The sequence below is a fragment of the Pseudonocardia sp. McavD-2-B genome (genome assembly GCF_024124365.1).
In the GTDB taxonomy this organism is placed as follows: Bacteria; Actinomycetota; Actinomycetes; order Mycobacteriales; family Pseudonocardiaceae; genus Pseudonocardia; species Pseudonocardia alni.
Window position 1 is genome coordinate 41,299 of the sequence record NZ_JAMXSG010000002.1, and the last position, 15,817, is coordinate 57,115.

17 protein-coding genes are annotated in these 15,817 nt (G+C 68.9%); 16 read left to right on the forward strand and 1 reads right to left on the reverse strand.

The window, feature by feature from the left end; genetic code table 11:
* Window positions 1-38: 38 nt before the first annotated feature.
* Window positions 39-3,950 carry a DNA-directed RNA polymerase subunit beta' gene (locus tag NH602_RS00800; protein ID WP_179761813.1) on the forward strand — a complete coding sequence of 1,304 codons (3,912 nt, stop codon included), beginning with the start codon at window positions 39-41 and terminating at the stop codon, window positions 3,948-3,950.
* A gap of 139 nt (window positions 3,951-4,089) precedes the next feature.
* Here NH602_RS00800 and NH602_RS00805 read toward each other — a convergent pair whose 3' ends face one another.
* Window positions 4,090-4,986 (reverse strand): alpha/beta hydrolase, encoded by an 897-nt coding sequence (locus NH602_RS00805; protein WP_253066730.1) that lies wholly within the window; start codon window positions 4,984-4,986, stop codon window positions 4,090-4,092.
* A 642-nt stretch (window positions 4,987-5,628) separates the two neighbouring features.
* Here NH602_RS00805 and rpsL point away from each other — a divergent pair.
* From rpsL to rpsQ, 15 genes are all read left to right on the forward strand, one after another.
* Window positions 5,629-6,003, forward strand: coding sequence for a 30S ribosomal protein S12 (rpsL, locus tag NH602_RS00810; RefSeq protein ID WP_020622943.1), 375 nt, complete (start codon window positions 5,629-5,631; stop codon window positions 6,001-6,003).
* Window positions 6,003-6,473 (forward strand): 30S ribosomal protein S7, encoded by a 471-nt coding sequence (rpsG, locus tag NH602_RS00815; protein ID WP_020622942.1) that lies wholly within the window; start codon window positions 6,003-6,005, stop codon window positions 6,471-6,473. The genes rpsL and rpsG overlap by 1 nt, the downstream gene beginning before the upstream one ends.
* Before the next feature lie 47 nt (window positions 6,474-6,520).
* Window positions 6,521-8,623 carry an elongation factor G gene (fusA, locus tag NH602_RS00820; RefSeq protein WP_208825135.1) on the forward strand — a complete coding sequence of 701 codons (2,103 nt, stop codon included), beginning with the start codon at window positions 6,521-6,523 and terminating at the stop codon, window positions 8,621-8,623.
* Between the two features lie 146 nt (window positions 8,624-8,769).
* A complete protein-coding gene (gene tuf, locus NH602_RS00825; RefSeq protein ID WP_253066731.1) occupies window positions 8,770-9,963 on the forward strand; it encodes an elongation factor Tu in 1,194 nt (397 codons plus the stop codon).
* Window positions 9,964-10,450: 487 nt separating this feature from the next.
* On the forward strand, window positions 10,451-10,756 hold the full coding sequence (gene rpsJ, locus NH602_RS00830; protein ID WP_003938093.1) for a 30S ribosomal protein S10: 306 nt from the start codon (window positions 10,451-10,453) through the stop codon (window positions 10,754-10,756).
* Window positions 10,757-10,772: 16 nt separating this feature from the next.
* Window positions 10,773-11,459 (forward strand): 50S ribosomal protein L3, encoded by a 687-nt coding sequence (gene rplC, locus NH602_RS00835; RefSeq protein ID WP_051050086.1) that lies wholly within the window; start codon window positions 10,773-10,775, stop codon window positions 11,457-11,459.
* A complete protein-coding gene (gene rplD, locus NH602_RS00840) occupies window positions 11,456-12,130 on the forward strand; it encodes a 50S ribosomal protein L4 (protein ID WP_073576470.1) in 675 nt (224 codons plus the stop codon). The genes rplC and rplD overlap by 4 nt, the downstream gene beginning before the upstream one ends.
* Window positions 12,127-12,426, forward strand: coding sequence for a 50S ribosomal protein L23 (gene rplW, locus NH602_RS00845; RefSeq protein WP_062397845.1), 300 nt, complete (start codon window positions 12,127-12,129; stop codon window positions 12,424-12,426). Before rplD ends, rplW begins: the two co-directional genes overlap by 4 nt.
* A 16-nt stretch (window positions 12,427-12,442) precedes the next feature.
* Window positions 12,443-13,276: a 50S ribosomal protein L2 gene (rplB, locus tag NH602_RS00850; RefSeq protein WP_073576468.1), complete on the forward strand. Its 834-nt coding sequence runs from the start codon at window positions 12,443-12,445 to the stop codon at window positions 13,274-13,276.
* 15 nt (window positions 13,277-13,291) lie between these two features.
* Window positions 13,292-13,573, forward strand: coding sequence for a 30S ribosomal protein S19 (gene rpsS / locus NH602_RS00855; RefSeq protein ID WP_062397841.1), 282 nt, complete (start codon window positions 13,292-13,294; stop codon window positions 13,571-13,573).
* 37 nt (window positions 13,574-13,610) lie between these two features.
* Window positions 13,611-14,030, forward strand: coding sequence for a 50S ribosomal protein L22 (gene rplV, locus NH602_RS00860; RefSeq protein WP_073576467.1), 420 nt, complete (start codon window positions 13,611-13,613; stop codon window positions 14,028-14,030).
* Window positions 14,030-14,875, forward strand: a complete 846-nt coding sequence (gene rpsC / locus NH602_RS00865; RefSeq protein ID WP_253066732.1) for a 30S ribosomal protein S3 — start codon at window positions 14,030-14,032, stop codon at window positions 14,873-14,875. Before rplV ends, rpsC begins: the two co-directional genes overlap by 1 nt.
* 3 nt (window positions 14,876-14,878) lie before the next feature.
* A complete protein-coding gene (gene rplP, locus NH602_RS00870) occupies window positions 14,879-15,298 on the forward strand; it encodes a 50S ribosomal protein L16 (RefSeq protein WP_020622932.1) in 420 nt (139 codons plus the stop codon).
* Window positions 15,298-15,543 (forward strand): 50S ribosomal protein L29, encoded by a 246-nt coding sequence (rpmC, locus tag NH602_RS00875; RefSeq protein WP_020622931.1) that lies wholly within the window; start codon window positions 15,298-15,300, stop codon window positions 15,541-15,543. The genes rplP and rpmC overlap by 1 nt, the downstream gene beginning before the upstream one ends.
* Complete coding sequence (gene rpsQ, locus NH602_RS00880; protein WP_062397834.1) at window positions 15,540-15,815, forward strand: 30S ribosomal protein S17; 276 nt, start codon at window positions 15,540-15,542, stop codon at window positions 15,813-15,815. Before rpmC ends, rpsQ begins: the two co-directional genes overlap by 4 nt.
* Window positions 15,816-15,817 lie beyond the last annotated feature (2 nt).

The following is a 15,817-nucleotide window of genomic DNA, read 5'->3' on the forward strand; positions in this document are numbered from 1 at the left end:
GACCAGCCGCCCTTTAAACGAAGAAACAGAGGACATACGTGCTCGACGTCAACTTCTTCGACGAACTGCGCATCGGCCTGGCCACCGCCGAGGGCATCCGCCAGTGGTCGCACGGTGAGGTCAAGAAGCCCGAGACCATCAACTACCGCACCCTGAAGCCGGAGAAGGACGGGCTCTTCTGCGAGAAGATCTTCGGTCCGACCCGGGACTGGGAGTGCTACTGCGGCAAGTACAAGCGCGTCCGCTTCAAGGGCATCATCTGCGAGCGCTGCGGCGTGGAGGTCACGCGCGCCAAGGTGCGTCGTGAGCGGATGGGCCACATCGAGCTGGCCGCCCCGGTCACGCACATCTGGTACTTCAAGGGCGTCCCGAGCCGGCTGGGCTACCTGCTCGACCTGGCCCCCAAGGACCTCGAGAAGATCATCTACTTCGCGGCGTACGTGATCACCTCGGTGAACACCGAACTGCGGCACAACGACATGTCCACGCTCGAGAACGAGATGAGCGTGGAGCGCCGTCGGGTCGAGCAGACCCGCGACGCCGACCTCGAGGCCCGCGCCCAGAAGCTCGAGGCCGACATCGCCGAGCTCGAGGCCGAGGGTGCCAAGGGCGACGTCCGCCGCAAGGTCAAGGACGGCGGCGAGCGCGAGATGCGTCAGCTGCGCGACCGTGCCCAGCGCGAGCTGGACCGGCTCGACGAGATCTGGACGACGTTCACCAAGCTCGACGTCCAGCAGCTCATCGCGGACGAGTCCATCTACCGCGAGCTCTACGACCGCTACGGCGACTACTTCACCGGTGCCATGGGTGCCGAGGCGATCCAGAAGCTGCTGGAGAACTTCGACATCCCGGCCGAGGCCGAGAAGCTGCGCGAGATCATCCGGTCCGGCAAGGGCCAGAAGAAGCTGCGTGCGCTCAAGCGCCTGAAGGTCGTCGCGGCGTTCCAGACCACCGGCAACTCGCCGATGGGCATGGTGCTCGACTGCGTGCCGGTCATCCCGCCGGACCTGCGCCCGATGGTGCAGCTCGACGGTGGCCGCTTCGCGACCTCGGACCTGAACGACCTGTACCGCCGGGTCATCAACCGGAACAACCGCCTCAAGCGACTGATCGACCTCGGCGCGCCCGAGATCATCGTCAACAACGAGAAGCGGATGCTCCAGGAGTCCGTCGACGCGCTGTTCGACAACGGCCGTCGTGGCCGGCCGGTGACCGGTCCGGGCAACCGCCCGCTCAAGTCGCTGTCCGACCTGCTGAAGGGCAAGCAGGGCCGGTTCCGGCAGAACCTGCTCGGCAAGCGCGTCGACTACTCGGGCCGTTCGGTCATCGTCGTCGGCCCGCAGCTGAAGCTGCACCAGTGCGGTCTGCCCAAGCAGATGGCGCTGGAGCTGTTCAAGCCGTTCGTGATGAAGCGCCTGGTGGACCTCAACCACGCGCAGAACATCAAGTCCGCCAAGCGGATGGTCGAGCGCGGCCGCTCGCAGGTGTGGGACGTGCTCGAGGAGGTCATCTCCGAGCACCCCGTGCTGCTGAACCGTGCGCCCACGCTGCACCGTCTCGGCATCCAGGCCTTCGAGCCGCAGCTGGTGGAGGGCAAGGCCATCCAGCTGCACCCGCTGGTCTGCGAGGCGTTCAACGCGGACTTCGACGGTGACCAGATGGCGGTGCACCTGCCGCTGTCGGCCGAGGCGCAGTCCGAGGCCCGCGTGCTGATGCTGTCGTCGAACAACATCCTGTCCCCGGCGTCGGGTCGCCCGCTGGCGATGCCGCGTCTGGACATGGTCACGGGTCTGTACCACCTGACCCGTCTCCGCGAGGACGCCCACGGCGCCGGGAACCACTACGGCTCCGCGGCCGAGGCGATCATGGCCTACGACCGCAAGGTCCTCCACCTGCAGGCGCCGATCAAGATCCGGCTCCCGCAGGTCACCCCGACCCCGGGCACGGACGCCGAGACCGTGACCGAGGACGGCGTCTGGACCGCGGAGACCACGCTCGGGCGGGTGCTGTTCAACGAGCTCCTGCCGGCGGACTACCCGTTCGTCAACGAGCCGCTGCCGAAGAAGCGCCAGGCCACGATCGTCAACGAGCTGGCCGAGCGCTACTCGATGACCGAGGTCGCGCAGGTCCTGGACCGGCTGAAGGACGCGGGCTTCTACTGGGCCACGCGCTCCGGCGTCACGATCTCGATCGCGGACGTGCTGGTCCCGCCGGCCAAGGCGGGCATCCTCGAGGAGTACGAGGCGAAGGCCGACCAGATCAACAAGCGCTACCAGCGTGGTGCCCTGTCGCACCAGGAGCGCAACGACGAGATGGTCAAGATCTGGAGCCGGGCGACCGAGGAGGTCGCCAAGGCGATGGAGCAGAACTTCCCCGAGGACAACCCGATCCCGACGATCGTGCAGTCCGGGGCCGCGGGCAACATGACCCAGATCCGCCAGCTGGCGGGTATGAAGGGTCTGGTCGCGAACCCCAAGGGCGAGTTCATCCCGCGTCCGATCAAGGCCTCGTACCGTGAGGGCCTGTCGGTGCTGGAGTACTTCATCTCCACGCACGGCACCCGTAAGGGTCTGGCGGACACCGCGCTGCGGACCGCGGACTCCGGGTACCTGACCCGTCGTCTGGTCGACGTGTCGCAGGACGTCATCGTCCGCGAGGTCGACTGCGGCACCGAGCGCGCCATCCCGATGGCGGTCACCGAGGAGACGAGCGACGGTCGGTTCATCCCGCACCGTTACCTGCGCACCTCGGTGTACGCCCGGACCTCCGGCGAGGAGATCACCGCGGCGGACGGCACCGTGCTGGTCCGCAAGGGCGACGACCTCGGCGACGCCGTGCTCGACGCACTCGTCGCGGCCGGCGTCAAGACGGTCCGGGTCCGCTCCGCGCTGACCTGCGCCTCGGCCACCGGTATCTGCGGCATGTGCTACGGCCGCTCGATGGCCACCGGCAAGCTGGTGGACGTCGGCGAGGCCGTCGGCATCGTCGCCGCACAGTCCATCGGTGAGCCCGGCACCCAGCTGACGATGCGTACGTTCAAGCAGGGTGGCGTCGCGGGTGACGACATCACGACCGGTCTGCCGCGTGTCACCGAGCTGTTCGAGGCCCGGGTCCCGCGCGGCAAGGCGCCGATCGCCGACGTCGACGGCCGCATCCGCATCGAGGACGGCGACCGGTTCTGGAAGATCACGCTGATCCCGGACGACGGCGGCGAGGAGATCGTCTACGAGAAGCTGTCCAAGCGGCAGTGGCTCGGGATGACCACCGTCGACGGCACCGAGCGTCCGCTCGCGGACGGCGACCACGTGACGGTCGGCCAGCTGCTCCTCGAGGGCATGGCGGACCCGCACGAGGTGCTGCGTGTCATGGGCCCGCGTGAGGTGCAGCTGCACCTCGTGCGTGAGGTGCAGAAGGTGTACCGCACGCAGAGCGTGGACATCCACGACAAGCACATCGAGGTCATCGTCCGGCAGATGCTGCGCCGGGTCACGATCATCGACTCGGGGGCGACCGAGTTCCTGCCCGGTGCACTGGCCGAGCGGGGCGAGTTCGAGTCCGAGAACCGCCGGGTCGTCGCCGAGGGTCTGGAGCCGGCCTCCGGCCGTCCGGTCCTGATGGGGATCACCAAGGCCTCGCTGGCGACGGAGTCGTGGCTGTCCGCGGCCTCGTTCCAGGAGACCACCCGCATCCTCACCGATGCCGCGATCAACGGGAAGCGCGACAAGCTCGTCGGGCTCAAGGAGAACGTGATCATCGGTAAGCTGATCCCGGCCGGTACCGGCATCAACCGGTACCGCAACATCCAGGTCCAGCCGACCGAGGAGGCCCGCGCGGCCGCCTACGCGCTGCCGAGCTACGACGACGGCTACTACAGCCCGGACGTCTTCGGCACGGGCACCGGTGCCGCGGTGCCGCTGGACGACTACGACTTCGGTCGCGACTACCGCTGAGGTAGCCGTCCGGTCCGGACCCACGACGGTGGGTCCGGACCGTGACCGGACAGGTCCCGGACGGGGCCGGACACCGCGCTCCCGTGGCGGTGCCCGGCCCCGTCCGTGCGTTCCGGGTCCGCCCCGCGGGGAGCGGGCCTCAGCGCAGGCAGTCCGCCCGCAGGGCCGGGCCCAGGGTGCGCAGCGAGGCGTCGGCCTCCGCCAGCAGCCCGGCCAGCGTCGGGAAGGCGTGCCACATGCCGGGCGCGCGCTCGTAGGTGACCGGTGTCCCGGCCGCGCGGGCGCGCTCGACGAGGGTGTCGGCGTCGTCGACGAGGATCTCGTCGGCACCGGCGACGACGTGCAGCGGCGGCAGCCCGGCCAGGTCCGCCTCGAGGGGCAGGAGCTCGGGGGCGCCGGTGTGCGGGCCCGCGTAGTCGGCGACGGCGTCGGGCAGCCACGACGGGTCCAGCATGGCGTCGGAGGCGACGTTGCGGGTGAGCGCGTCCGCGGTGCAGGACAGGTCCAGCCAGGGCGAGATCAGCCCGATCGAGCCCGGGAGGTCCTCGCCGGCCGCGCGCAGTCGCAGCAGCAGCGACATGGTCAGCCCGCCGCCCGCGGAGTCGCCGACCACCGCGATGTGCCGGGCCGGGATCCCCGCGGCCCGCAGGGCGGTCCAGGCGGCGTACGCGTCGTCGAGGGCGGCCGGGAACGGGTGCTCCGGGGCGAGCCGGTAGTGCGGCGCGAGGACCGCGCCGCCGGTGGCGTGCGCGAGCCCGGCGAGCAGCGGCCGGTGCGACGCCGAGGAGCCCACGAGGTATCCGCCGCCGTGCAGGTAGAGCACCCGGTGCGGGGACAGCGGCCCGGGCGGTGCGACGACCGCGGTGGGCACGCCGCCGAGGGTCCCGAGGTCCCGGCGGGTGCCGCGGGGGAGCGGGGGCGACGCGCCGACGAGGTCGAGTCCACGCCGTCGCAGGGCGACGGGTAGTGTCGGGGCGAGCAAGGGCGCGATGAGTGCGCGCGTGGCGAGGCGGTTGACGGCCGTCGGCAGGTGCATACCGGACCGTAACCGTCCCTCCGTCGCCACCGTCCACAGGGTGATCCACACCGTGATCGACACGGCGGGATCGTGCTGGGGCGCAGTCATCGCCCACCACCGATCCGACCGCGACGAGCGGCCGTCGATCTGCGACGAGCGGGTGAGTCCGCTTGCCAGTGACGGCGTCGTGCGGCATCGTCGGGTCATCACAGGTCTCCTCCGGGGCGTCGTCCCGGGGGATCCGAGGACCATCGAAGCCCCCGATGGTCCCGAAGGCAGGTCCGAGGCGAACGCCCGGAACGGACCCGCTTTGACCGTGTCGAAGAGGGCCGGGTATTCTCATGTCTTGTGCTCGGCTCCGGTCGGGCAGGTCCGCGTGTCCCGTGGTGTGCACCGATCCGTTGGTTCCGACCCTCAGATCTGTGGTTGCGCCCCGGAGCAGGGCACGCCGGACGTCCCGACAGCCTCCGCGGGGCCCTTCCGGCCCCGAGCGTGCCCGGGACGACACGCCCGACCTCGGGGTCCGGCGCGACGGTGGCGGAGTCCGGCGAGAGCCGGCAGCCACGCCGGCGCCCGGAGCCCGGGACACCGAACGAAGATCACCAGTGTCACGGCGAGCGAGACAGTCGAGCCACGTCGACGGGAAGAAGTAGACGGTTCATGCCCACGATCCAGCAGCTGGTCCGCAAGGGCCGCGAGGACAAGGTCTCCAAGACCAAGACCGCCGCGCTGAAGGGAAGCCCCCAGCGCCGCGGGGTCTGCACCCGCGTGTACACCACCACGCCCAAGAAGCCGAACTCGGCGCTGCGCAAGGTCGCCCGTGTGCGCCTGTCCAGCGGCATCGAGGTCACCGCGTACATCCCCGGTGAGGGCCACAACCTGCAGGAGCACAGCATCGTGCTCGTGCGCGGTGGTCGTGTGAAGGACCTCCCCGGCGTGCGCTACAAGGTCATCCGTGGGTCGCTGGACACCCAGGGCGTGAAGAACCGCAAGCAGTCCCGCAGCCGCTACGGCGCGAAGAAGGAGAAGAGCTGATGCCCCGCAAGGGCCCCGCCCCGAAGCGTCCGCTGGTCTCGGACCCGGTCTACGGCTCGCCGCTGGTCACCCAGCTGGTGAACAAGGTCCTCAAGGACGGGAAGCGGTCGCTCGCCGAGCGCATCGTCTACGCCGCCCTCGAGGGCACCCGTGACAAGACCGGCACCGACCCGGTCGTCACGCTGAAGCGCGCTCTCGACAACGTGAAGCCGGCCCTCGAGGTCCGCAGCCGCCGCGTCGGTGGCGCGACCTACCAGGTCCCCGTCGAGGTCCGTGCCGTCCGGCAGACCACCCTGGGGCTGCGTTGGCTGGTCACCTACTCCGGCCAGCGCCGTGAGAAGACCATGGTCGAGCGCCTCATGAACGAGCTGCTCGACGCCAGCAACGGCCTCGGCGCCAGCGTCAAGCGGCGCGAGGACATGCACAAGATGGCGGAGTCGAACCGCGCCTTCGCCCACTACCGCTGGTGACCGGCCGACCGTCGGGCGCCAACTCGCGATCCAGGGAGAGCTGAGCAGTGGCAGCACAGGACGTGCTGACGGACCTCACCAAGGTCCGCAACATCGGCATCATGGCCCACATCGACGCCGGTAAGACGACCACGACCGAGCGGATCCTGTACTACACGGGGATCAACTACAAGCTCGGCGAGGTGCACGACGGCGCCGCCACCATGGACTGGATGGAGGAGGAGCAGAAGCGCGGCATCACGATCACGTCGGCCGCGACGACCTGCTTCTGGAAGAACCACCAGATCAACATCATCGACACCCCCGGGCACGTCGACTTCACCGTCGAGGTGGAGCGGTCCCTGCGGGTGCTCGACGGCGCGGTCGCGGTCTTCGACGGCAAGGAGGGGGTCGAGCCGCAGTCCGAGCAGGTCTGGCGGCAGGCCACCAAGTACGACGTCCCCCGCATCTGCTTCGTCAACAAGATGGACAAGCTGGGCGCGGACTTCTACTTCACCGTTCAGACGATCAAGGACCGCCTGAACGCGACCCCGCTCCCGCTCCAGATCCCGATCGGCTCCGAGAACGACTTCATCGGTGTCGTCGACCTGGTCGAGATGCGCGCCCTCACCTGGCGCGGCGAGGTCGCCAAGGGCGAGGACTACACCGTCGAGGAGATCCCGGCGGACCTCCAGGCCAAGGCCGAGGAGTACCGCACGGCGCTCGTCGAGGCCGTCGCCGAGACCGACGACGAGCTCATGGAGCTCTACCTCGGTGGCGAGGACCTGACGACCGAGCAGATCAAGACCGGTGTCCGCGCGCTGGTGACCAACCGCGCCGCCTACCCGGTCCTCTGCGGCTCGGCCTTCAAGAACAAGGGCGTCCAGCCGATGCTGGACGCGGTGATCGACTACCTGCCGTCGCCGTACGACGTGCCGCCGGTCGAGGGTTTCCTCACCGACGGCGAGACGCCGGCGAGCCGCAAGCCGTCGAAGGACGAGCCGTTCTCGGCCCTCGCCTTCAAGATCGCCGCGCACCCGTTCTTCGGCAAGCTGACCTACATCCGGGTGTACTCGGGTCAGGTCGCCGCCGGCGCCCAGGTCATCAACTCGACCAAGGACCGGAAGGAGCGCATCGGGAAGCTCTTCCAGATGCACTCCAACAAGGAGAACCCGGTCGACGAGGCCGTGGCCGGCCACATCTACGCGGTCATCGGCCTGAAGGACACGACCACCGGGGACACGCTCTGCGACCCGCAGAACCCGATCGTCCTCGAGTCGATGACCTTCCCGGACCCGGTCATCCAGGTCGCCGTCGAGCCCAAGTCGAAGGCGGACCAGGAGAAGCTCTCGCTGGCGATCCAGAAGCTGGCGGAGGAGGACCCGACGTTCCAGGTCTCCCTGGACGACGAGACCGGCCAGACCATCATCGCCGGCATGGGCGAGCTGCACCTCGAGGTGCTGGTCAACCGGATGAAGTCCGACTACAAGGTCGAGGCCAACATCGGTAAGCCGCAGGTGGCGTACCGGGAGACCATCAAGAAGGCCGTCGAGAAGTTCGAGTACACGCACAAGAAGCAGACCGGTGGCTCGGGTCAGTTCGCCCGCGTCATCATCAAGCTCGAGCCGCTCACCAGCGGTGACGGTGCGCTGTACGAGTTCGAGAACAAGGTCACCGGTGGCCGCGTCCCGCGGGAGTACATCCCGTCGGTCGACGCCGGTGCCCAGGACGCCATGCAGTACGGCATCCAGGCCGGCTACCCCGTCGTCGGTGTGAAGCTCACGCTGCTGGACGGTCAGTACCACGAGGTCGACTCCTCGGAGATGGCCTTCAAGGTCGCCGGTTCGATGGCGTTCAAGGAGGCGGCCCGCAAGGCGAGCCCCGCCATCCTCGAGCCGATGATGGCCGTCGAGGTGATGACGCCCGAGGACTACATGGGTGACGTCATCGGCGACCTGAACTCCCGCCGCGGCCAGATCCAGGCCATGGAGGAGCGGGCCGGTGCCCGTGTCGTGAAGGCGACCGTGCCGCTGTCCGAGATGTTCGGCTACGTCGGCGACCTGCGGTCGCGGACCCAGGGCCGGGCGAACTACACGATGGTCTTCGACTCCTACGCCGAGGTTCCGGCGAACGTGGCGAAGGAGATCATCGCGAAGGCCACGGGCGAGTAAGAGCTCCCCGGGGCGGGCCCCAGTGCCCGACCTGCTCGGAGGGTGCGGTCCGCGGATCGGTAAGGTCCGCGGCCCGCACCACCCGACACCCACAGACCTGCCGTCAGCACGGCGGAGTACAGACACGAGTCCAGGAGGACCCAGCAGTGGCGAAGGCGAAGTTCGAGCGGACCAAGCCGCACGTCAACATCGGCACCATCGGTCACATCGACCACGGCAAGACCACGCTGACGGCGGCCATCACCAAGGTTCTGCACGACAAGTTCCCGAACCTCAACGAGGCTTCGGCGTTCGACATGATCGACAAGGCGCCGGAAGAGCGCCAGCGCGGTATCACCATCTCGATCGCGCACGTCGAGTACCAGACCGAGAAGCGGCACTACGCGCACGTCGACTGCCCCGGGCACGCCGACTACGTGAAGAACATGATCACCGGTGCCGCCCAGATGGACGGCGCGATCCTGGTGGTCGCCGCGACCGACGGCCCGATGCCCCAGACCCGTGAGCACGTGCTGCTCGCGCGTCAGGTCGGCGTGCCGTACATCGTCGTCGCCCTGAACAAGGCGGACATGGTCGACGACGAGGAGATCATGGAGCTCGTCGAGATGGAGGTCCGCGAGCTGCTGTCGGCTCAGGACTACCCGGGCGACGACCTCCCGATCGTGCGCGTCTCGGCGCTGAAGGCGCTCGAGGGCGACGACAAGTGGGCCGACGCCATCGTCGAGCTCATGGACGCGGTCGACGAGGCCATCCCGGAGCCCGAGCGCGACATCGAGAAGCCGTTCCTCATGCCCGTCGAGGACGTCTTCACGATCACCGGTCGCGGCACGGTCGTCACCGGCCGTATCGAGCGCGGCATCGTCAAGGTCAACGAGACCGTCGACATCGTCGGCATCCGGCCGAACAAGACCTCGACCACCGTCACCGGTGTCGAGATGTTCCGCAAGATCCTCGACGAGGGTCGCGCCGGCGAGAACGTGGGTCTGCTCCTGCGCGGTATCAAGCGTGAGGACGTGGAGCGCGGCCAGGTCGTCGTGAAGCCGGGTTCGATCACCCCGCACACCGAGTTCGAGGGCCAGGTGTACATCCTGGGCAAGGACGAGGGCGGCCGTCACACCCCGTTCTTCAACAACTACCGTCCGCAGTTCTACTTCCGGACGACCGACGTGACCGGCGTCGTGACCCTCCCGCAGGGCACCGAGATGGTCATGCCGGGTGACAACACCACCATGAGCGTTCAGCTGATCCAGCCGATCGCCATGGAGGAGGGCCTGCAGTTCGCCATCCGTGAGGGTGGCCGCACCGTGGGCGCCGGCCAGGTCACCAAGATCAACGCGTGATGTGACGGGGCCGTCCCCCGGGGCGGCCCCGTTACCCACCCCCCGGTCGAGGGTGCCGCACAGCGGTGTGTCATCCTTGACGGGTTGCACGATGAGCATGGCGCGTGGAAGCGCCGCCTCTGTTCCCGGTCTCCGGTAGTCCAGGGGTCGCGCACCACGCGCCATGTTCGTTGTCAGCCCCGGTTCTGCGGTCCGCCGTGTTACCGGGGAGATTCCGAGCGACATGCCCGCCCCAGATGGGGGTGGGACGCGGTGACCCGGGCACAACCATGCGGGCAGGGCGCGACACGCCCGACCTCGTGGACCGGAGAGCCCCGGCAGGACGAGTGCTCCAGGGAACTGGACGCGCGACTCCGGGCCGACAGAGACCTGAACAGAGCACGGGCCGCAGCCGGCCCGCCGGACATCCGGTGGCAGCACGGCGCGAGTTCTTACGGGGCCGAACCGCGACACCCCCGCGGCAGGAAGAAGAGGACGACCGACGACCATGGCGGGACAGAAGATCCGCATCAGGCTCAAGGCCTATGACCACGAGGCAATCGACGCGTCTGCTCGCAAGATCGTGGAGACCGTGACGCGTACCGGTGCCCGGGTCGTCGGCCCCGTGCCGCTGCCTACCGAGAAGAACGTGTACTGCGTCATCCGCTCGCCGCACAAGTACAAGGACTCGCGCGAGCACTTCGAGATGCGCACGCACAAGCGACTCATCGACATCCTCGACCCGACGCCCAAGACGGTCGACGCGCTCATGCGCATCGACCTGCCGGCGAGCGTCGACGTCAACATTCAGTGACGGCGGGGTGGAGACGATGACTGCTGCATTCAAGAAGACGACTGCCACCAAGCAGACGAAGAAGGTCACCGGCCTCCTGGGCACCAAGCTCGGGATGACCCAGTTGTTCGACGAGAACAACCGCATCGTGCCGGTCACCGTGGTCCAGCTCGGGCCGAACGTCGTGACGCAGGTGCGCTCGCAGGAGACCGACGGCTACACCGCCGTCCAGCTGGCCTACGGGGCCATCGACCCGCGCAAGGTGAACAAGCCGGAGTCCGGTCACTTCGCCAAGGCCGGCGTCACCCCCCGTCGCCACGTCCTGGAGCTCCGCACCTCCGACGCCGCCGAGTACACCACCGGCCAGGAGGTCACCGTCGAGGCGTTCGCCGAGGTGGCCGAGGTCGACGTGGTGGGCGTGACCAAGGGCAAGGGCTTCGCCGGTGTCATGAAGCGCCACGGGTTCAAGGGCCTGGGCGCCTCGCACGGCACGCAGCGCAAGCACCGTTCGCCGGGCTCCATCGGCGGCTGCGCCACCCCGGGCCGCGTGTTCAAGGGTGTGCGCATGGCCGGCCGGATGGGTTCCGACCGCCAGACCACGCAGAACCTGAAGGTCCACCGGGTGGACGCCGAGCGCGGGCTGCTGCTCGTCAAGGGCGCCGTCCCCGGTCCGCGCGGTGGCCTCGTCGTGGTGAAGACCCCCGCGAAGGGTGATGGCAAGTGAGCACCGTGCAGATCAAGACCCCCGAGGGTTCCGCCTCCGGCAGCGTCGAGCTCCCGGACCACGTCTTCGACGTGACGGCGAACATCGCCCTCATGCACCAGGTGGTGACCGCGCAGCTCAACGCCGCGCGTCAGGGCACGCACGACGTGAAGGGTCGCGGCGAGGTCCGCGGCGGTGGCAAGAAGCCGTACCGGCAGAAGGGCACCGGTCGCGCCCGTCAGGGCTCGATCCGCGCGCCGCAGTTCGCCGGTGGTGGCATCGTCCACGGCCCGACGCCCCGCGACTACTCGCAGCGGACCCCGAAGAAGATGAAGGCCGCCGCCCTGCGTGGCGCCCTCTCCGACCGGGCCCGCGCCGGCGCCGTGCACGTCGTGTCCGCCTTCTCCGAGGGCGACGCGCCGTCGACCAAGGCCGCCCGCAAGGCGATCGAGGCCGTCGTGCCCGACGCCCGCCGGGTGCTCGCGGTCGTCGAGCGTTCCGCGGAGAACGCCCTGCTGAGCCTGCGCAACCTGCCGCAGGTCCACCTGATCGCGCCCGACCAGCTGAACACCCACGACGTGCTCGTCAATGACGTCGTGCTGTTCACGCAGGCGGCGCTGGACGAGTTCCTGGCCGGCCCGATCGCGAAGCCGAAGGCTGCCGGCCGCCGCGCTGAGGAGGCCGACAAGTGATCACGGACCCGCGGGACGTGCTGCTCGCGCCGGTCGTCTCGGAGAAGAGCTACGGGCTGCTCGACGAGCGCCAGTACACCTTCGTCGTGGCACCGGACGCGAACAAGACCCAGATCAAGATCGCCGTGGAGAAGGTGTTCGGGGTCAAGGTGACCAGCGTGAACACGCTGAACCGCCCGGGCAAGCGCAAGCGCTCCCGCACCGGCTACGGCAAGCGCAAGGACACCAAGCGCGCGATCGTCACGCTCTCCGAGGAGAGCAAGTCGATCGACGTCTTCGGTGGCCCGGCGAGCTGAGGGAGCGAGCTGACCCATGGCCATTCGTAAGTACAAGCCGACCACCCCGGGCCGTCGTGGCTCGAGCGTGTCGGACTTCGCCGAGATCACCCGGGACACCCCCGAGAAGTCGCTGCTGCGCCCGCTGCACAACAAGGGCGGCCGCAACGCGCACGGGCGGATCACCACCCGTCACCAGGGTGGCGGACACAAGCGCGCCTACCGTCTGATCGACTTCCGTCGTAACGACAAGGACGGCGTGCCGGCGAAGGTCGCGCACATCGAGTACGACCCGAACCGCACCTCGCGGATCGCACTGCTGCACTACGCCGACGGCGAGAAGCGCTACATCATCGCGCCGGCGAAGCTCAAGCAGGGCGACAAGATCGAGAACGGTCCTCGGGCCGACATCAAGGTGGGTAACAACCTGCCGCTGCGCAACATCCCGACGGGCACCGTGGTGCACGCGATCGAGCTCCGCCCCGGTGGCGGCGCCAAGATCGCGCGCTCGGCCGGTGTCGGCGTCCAGCTGGTCGCCAAGGACGGGCCCTACGCGCAGCTGCGGATGCCCTCCGGCGAGATCCGCTACGTCGACGTGCGCTGCCGCGCCACCGTCGGCGAGGTGGGCAACTCGGAGCACGCCAACATCAACTGGGGTAAGGCCGGCCGTATGCGGTGGAAGGGCAAGCGCCCGACCGTCCGTGGTGTCGTCATGAACCCGGTGGACCACCCGCACGGTGGTGGTGAGGGCAAGACCTCCGGTGGCCGCCACCCGGTGAACCCGGCCGGTACGCCCGAGGGCCGTACCCGCCGCAACAAGCCGTCCGACAAGTTGATCGTCCGCCGGCGTCGTACCGGCAAGAAGCGCTGAGCAGGGAGGTAAGACATGCCGCGCAGCCTGAAGAAGGGCCCCTTCGTGGACGACCACCTGCTCAAGAAGGTGGACGTCCTCAACGAGTCCGGCAAGAAGACCGTCATCCGCACGTGGTCCCGTCGGTCCACGATCATCCCGGACATGATCGGTCACACCATCGCCGTGCACGACGGCCGCAAGCACGTCCCGGTGTTCGTGTCCGACTCGATGGTCGGTCACAAGCTGGGCGAGTTCGCCCCCACCCGGACCTTCCGGGGTCACATCAAGGACGACCGCAAGGCGCGTCGGCGCTAGTAGCCGGCCCGAGTAGCGACTAGGAGAGGTGGAGAAAATGGCAGAGACCACTGCCGAGACCACCGGCGCTGCGCTCGAGCCGACTCGTGCGCGCGCCGTGGCGCGGTTCGTCCGCAGCTCGCCGATGAAGACCCGTCGTGTCGTGGACCTGGTCCGCGGCCTGCCGGTCGACGAGGCGCTGGCGATCCTGCGGTTCTCGCCGCAGGCCGCGGCGGAGCCCGTCGCGAAGGTCGTGGCGAGCGCCGCGGCCAACGCCGAGAACAACCTGGACCTGGACCCGGAGACCCTCGTGGTCGCCGTGGCGATGGTCGACGAGGGCCCGACGTTGAAGCGGATCCGGCCGCGCGCCCAGGGGCGTGCGTACCGCATCCGCAAGCGGACGAGCCACATCACCATCGAGGTCGAGTCGGTTCCGCAGAAGGCCGGCCGTCGTGGTGCGAAGGGGAGGGCCCGCTGATGGGGCAGAAGATCAACCCGCACGGCTTCCGCCTGGGCATCACCACGGACTGGAAGTCGCGCTGGTACGCCGACAAGCAGTACTCCGAGTACGTCAAGGAGGACGTCGAGATCCGCCGCATGCTCTCCAAGGGCATGGAGCGGGCCGGCATCTCCAAGGTCGAGATCGAGCGCACCCGGGACCGCGTGCGGGTGGACATCCACACCGCGCGTCCCGGCATCGTGATCGGCCGTCGTGGCGCGGAGGCCGACCGGATCCGGGGCAACCTCGAGAAGCTGACCAAGAAGCAGGTCCAGCTGAACATCCTCGAGGTCAAGAGCTCCGAGTCCGACGCGCAGCTCGTCGCCCAGGGCGTCGCCGAGCAGCTGTCGAACCGGGTCGCCTTCCGGCGTGCGATGCGCAAGGCCATCCAGTCGGCCATGCGCAGCCCGCAGGTCAAGGGCATCCGGGTCCAGTGCTCGGGCCGCCTCGGCGGTGCCGAGATGTCGCGGTCGGAGTTCTACCGCGAGGGTCGGGTCCCGCTGCACACGCTGCGTGCCGACATCGACTACGGCCTGTTCGAGGCCCGGACCTCCTTCGGCCGCATCGGCGTGAAGGTCTGGATCTACAAGGGCGACGTCGTCGGTGGCCGCCGCGAGGGCGTCCCGGCCGCCGCCGAGGCCCCGGGCCGTGGCCCGCGCCGTGAGCGTCCGGCCCGGCGCCGTTCCGGTGCCTCGGGCACCACTGCGACCAGCACCGAGGCCGGGCGTGCCGCGCAGAGCGCGGGCCAGGCCGGCGGCGCCGCGACGGCGACCGCCGAGGCCCCGGCCTCCGGTGAGAACCAGAGCAACGGTGGGGAGAGCTGACCGATGCTGATCCCACGCAAGGTCAAGCACCGCAAGCAGCACCGTCCCAAGCGCAAGGGCATGGCCAGCGGTGGTACCGCGGTCACCTTCGGCGACTGGGGCATCCAGGCGCTGGAGCCGGCCTACGTGTCGAACCGGCAGATCGAGTCGGCGCGTATCGCGATCAACCGGCACATCCGTCGTGGCGGGAAGATCTGGATCAACGTCTTCCCGGACATCCCGATGACCAAGAAGCCGGCCGAGGTCCGCATGGGTTCCGGTAAGGGTTCGCCCGAGAAGTGGGTCACGAACGTCAAGCCGGGCCGGGTGCTCTTCGAGATGAGCTTCCCGAACCGCGAGGTGGCGCACGAGGCCCTGACCCGTGCGATCCACAAGCTGCCCATGAAGTGCCGGATCGTGTCCCGTGAGGGTGGTGACATCTGATGGCGAGCAGTGGCAACACCAAGGCCGCCGAGCTGCGCGAGCTCTCCGACGAGGAGCTGGTCGTGCGTGTCCGGGAGGCCAAGGAGGAGCTGTTCAACCTCCGCTTCCAGATGGCCACCGGGCAGCTGGACAACAACCGGCGGCTGCGGGCCGTCCGTCACGACATCGCGCGGTGCTACACCGTGATGCGCGAGCGTGAGCTCGGCCTTTCCGCCGCACCGACCGAGAGCGAGGGCGCGGCGTGAGCGACGAGCAGAAGAACGACGAGCGCGGGGAGCGCAAGGTCCGCGAGGGCCTGGTCGTGTCCGACAAGATGGAGAAGACGATCGTCGTCTCCCTCGAGGACCGGGTGAAGCACCCCCTGTACGGCAAGGTCATCCGCCGGACCAGCAAGGTCAAGGCGCACGACGAGGGGAACACCGCCGGTATCGGCGACCGTGTCCGCCTCATGGAGACCCGTCCGCTGTCGGCGACCAAGCGCTGGCGGCTGGTGGAGATCCTCGAGAAGGCCAAGTAGGA

Bases quoted from the DNA above. Each gene is read 5' to 3' on its own strand.
- NH602_RS00805 (WP_253066730.1), bottom strand. From the start codon at position 4,986: ATGCACCTGCCGACGGCCGTCAACCGCCTCGCCACGCGCGCACTCATC.
- rpsL (WP_020622943.1), top strand. From the start codon at position 5,629: ATGCCCACGATCCAGCAGCTGGTCCGCAAGGGCCGCGAGGACAAGGTC.
- rpsG (WP_020622942.1), top strand. From the start codon at position 6,003: ATGCCCCGCAAGGGCCCCGCCCCGAAGCGTCCGCTGGTCTCGGACCCG.
- rpsJ (WP_003938093.1), top strand. From the start codon at position 10,451: ATGGCGGGACAGAAGATCCGCATCAGGCTCAAGGCCTATGACCACGAG.
- rplC (WP_051050086.1), top strand. From the start codon at position 10,773: ATGACTGCTGCATTCAAGAAGACGACTGCCACCAAGCAGACGAAGAAG.
- rplB (WP_073576468.1), top strand. From the start codon at position 12,443: ATGGCCATTCGTAAGTACAAGCCGACCACCCCGGGCCGTCGTGGCTCG.
- rpsS (WP_062397841.1), top strand. From the start codon at position 13,292: ATGCCGCGCAGCCTGAAGAAGGGCCCCTTCGTGGACGACCACCTGCTC.
- rplV (WP_073576467.1), top strand. From the start codon at position 13,611: ATGGCAGAGACCACTGCCGAGACCACCGGCGCTGCGCTCGAGCCGACT.
- rpsC (WP_253066732.1), top strand. From the start codon at position 14,030: ATGGGGCAGAAGATCAACCCGCACGGCTTCCGCCTGGGCATCACCACG.
- rplP (WP_020622932.1), top strand. From the start codon at position 14,879: ATGCTGATCCCACGCAAGGTCAAGCACCGCAAGCAGCACCGTCCCAAG.
- rpmC (WP_020622931.1), top strand. From the start codon at position 15,298: ATGGCGAGCAGTGGCAACACCAAGGCCGCCGAGCTGCGCGAGCTCTCC.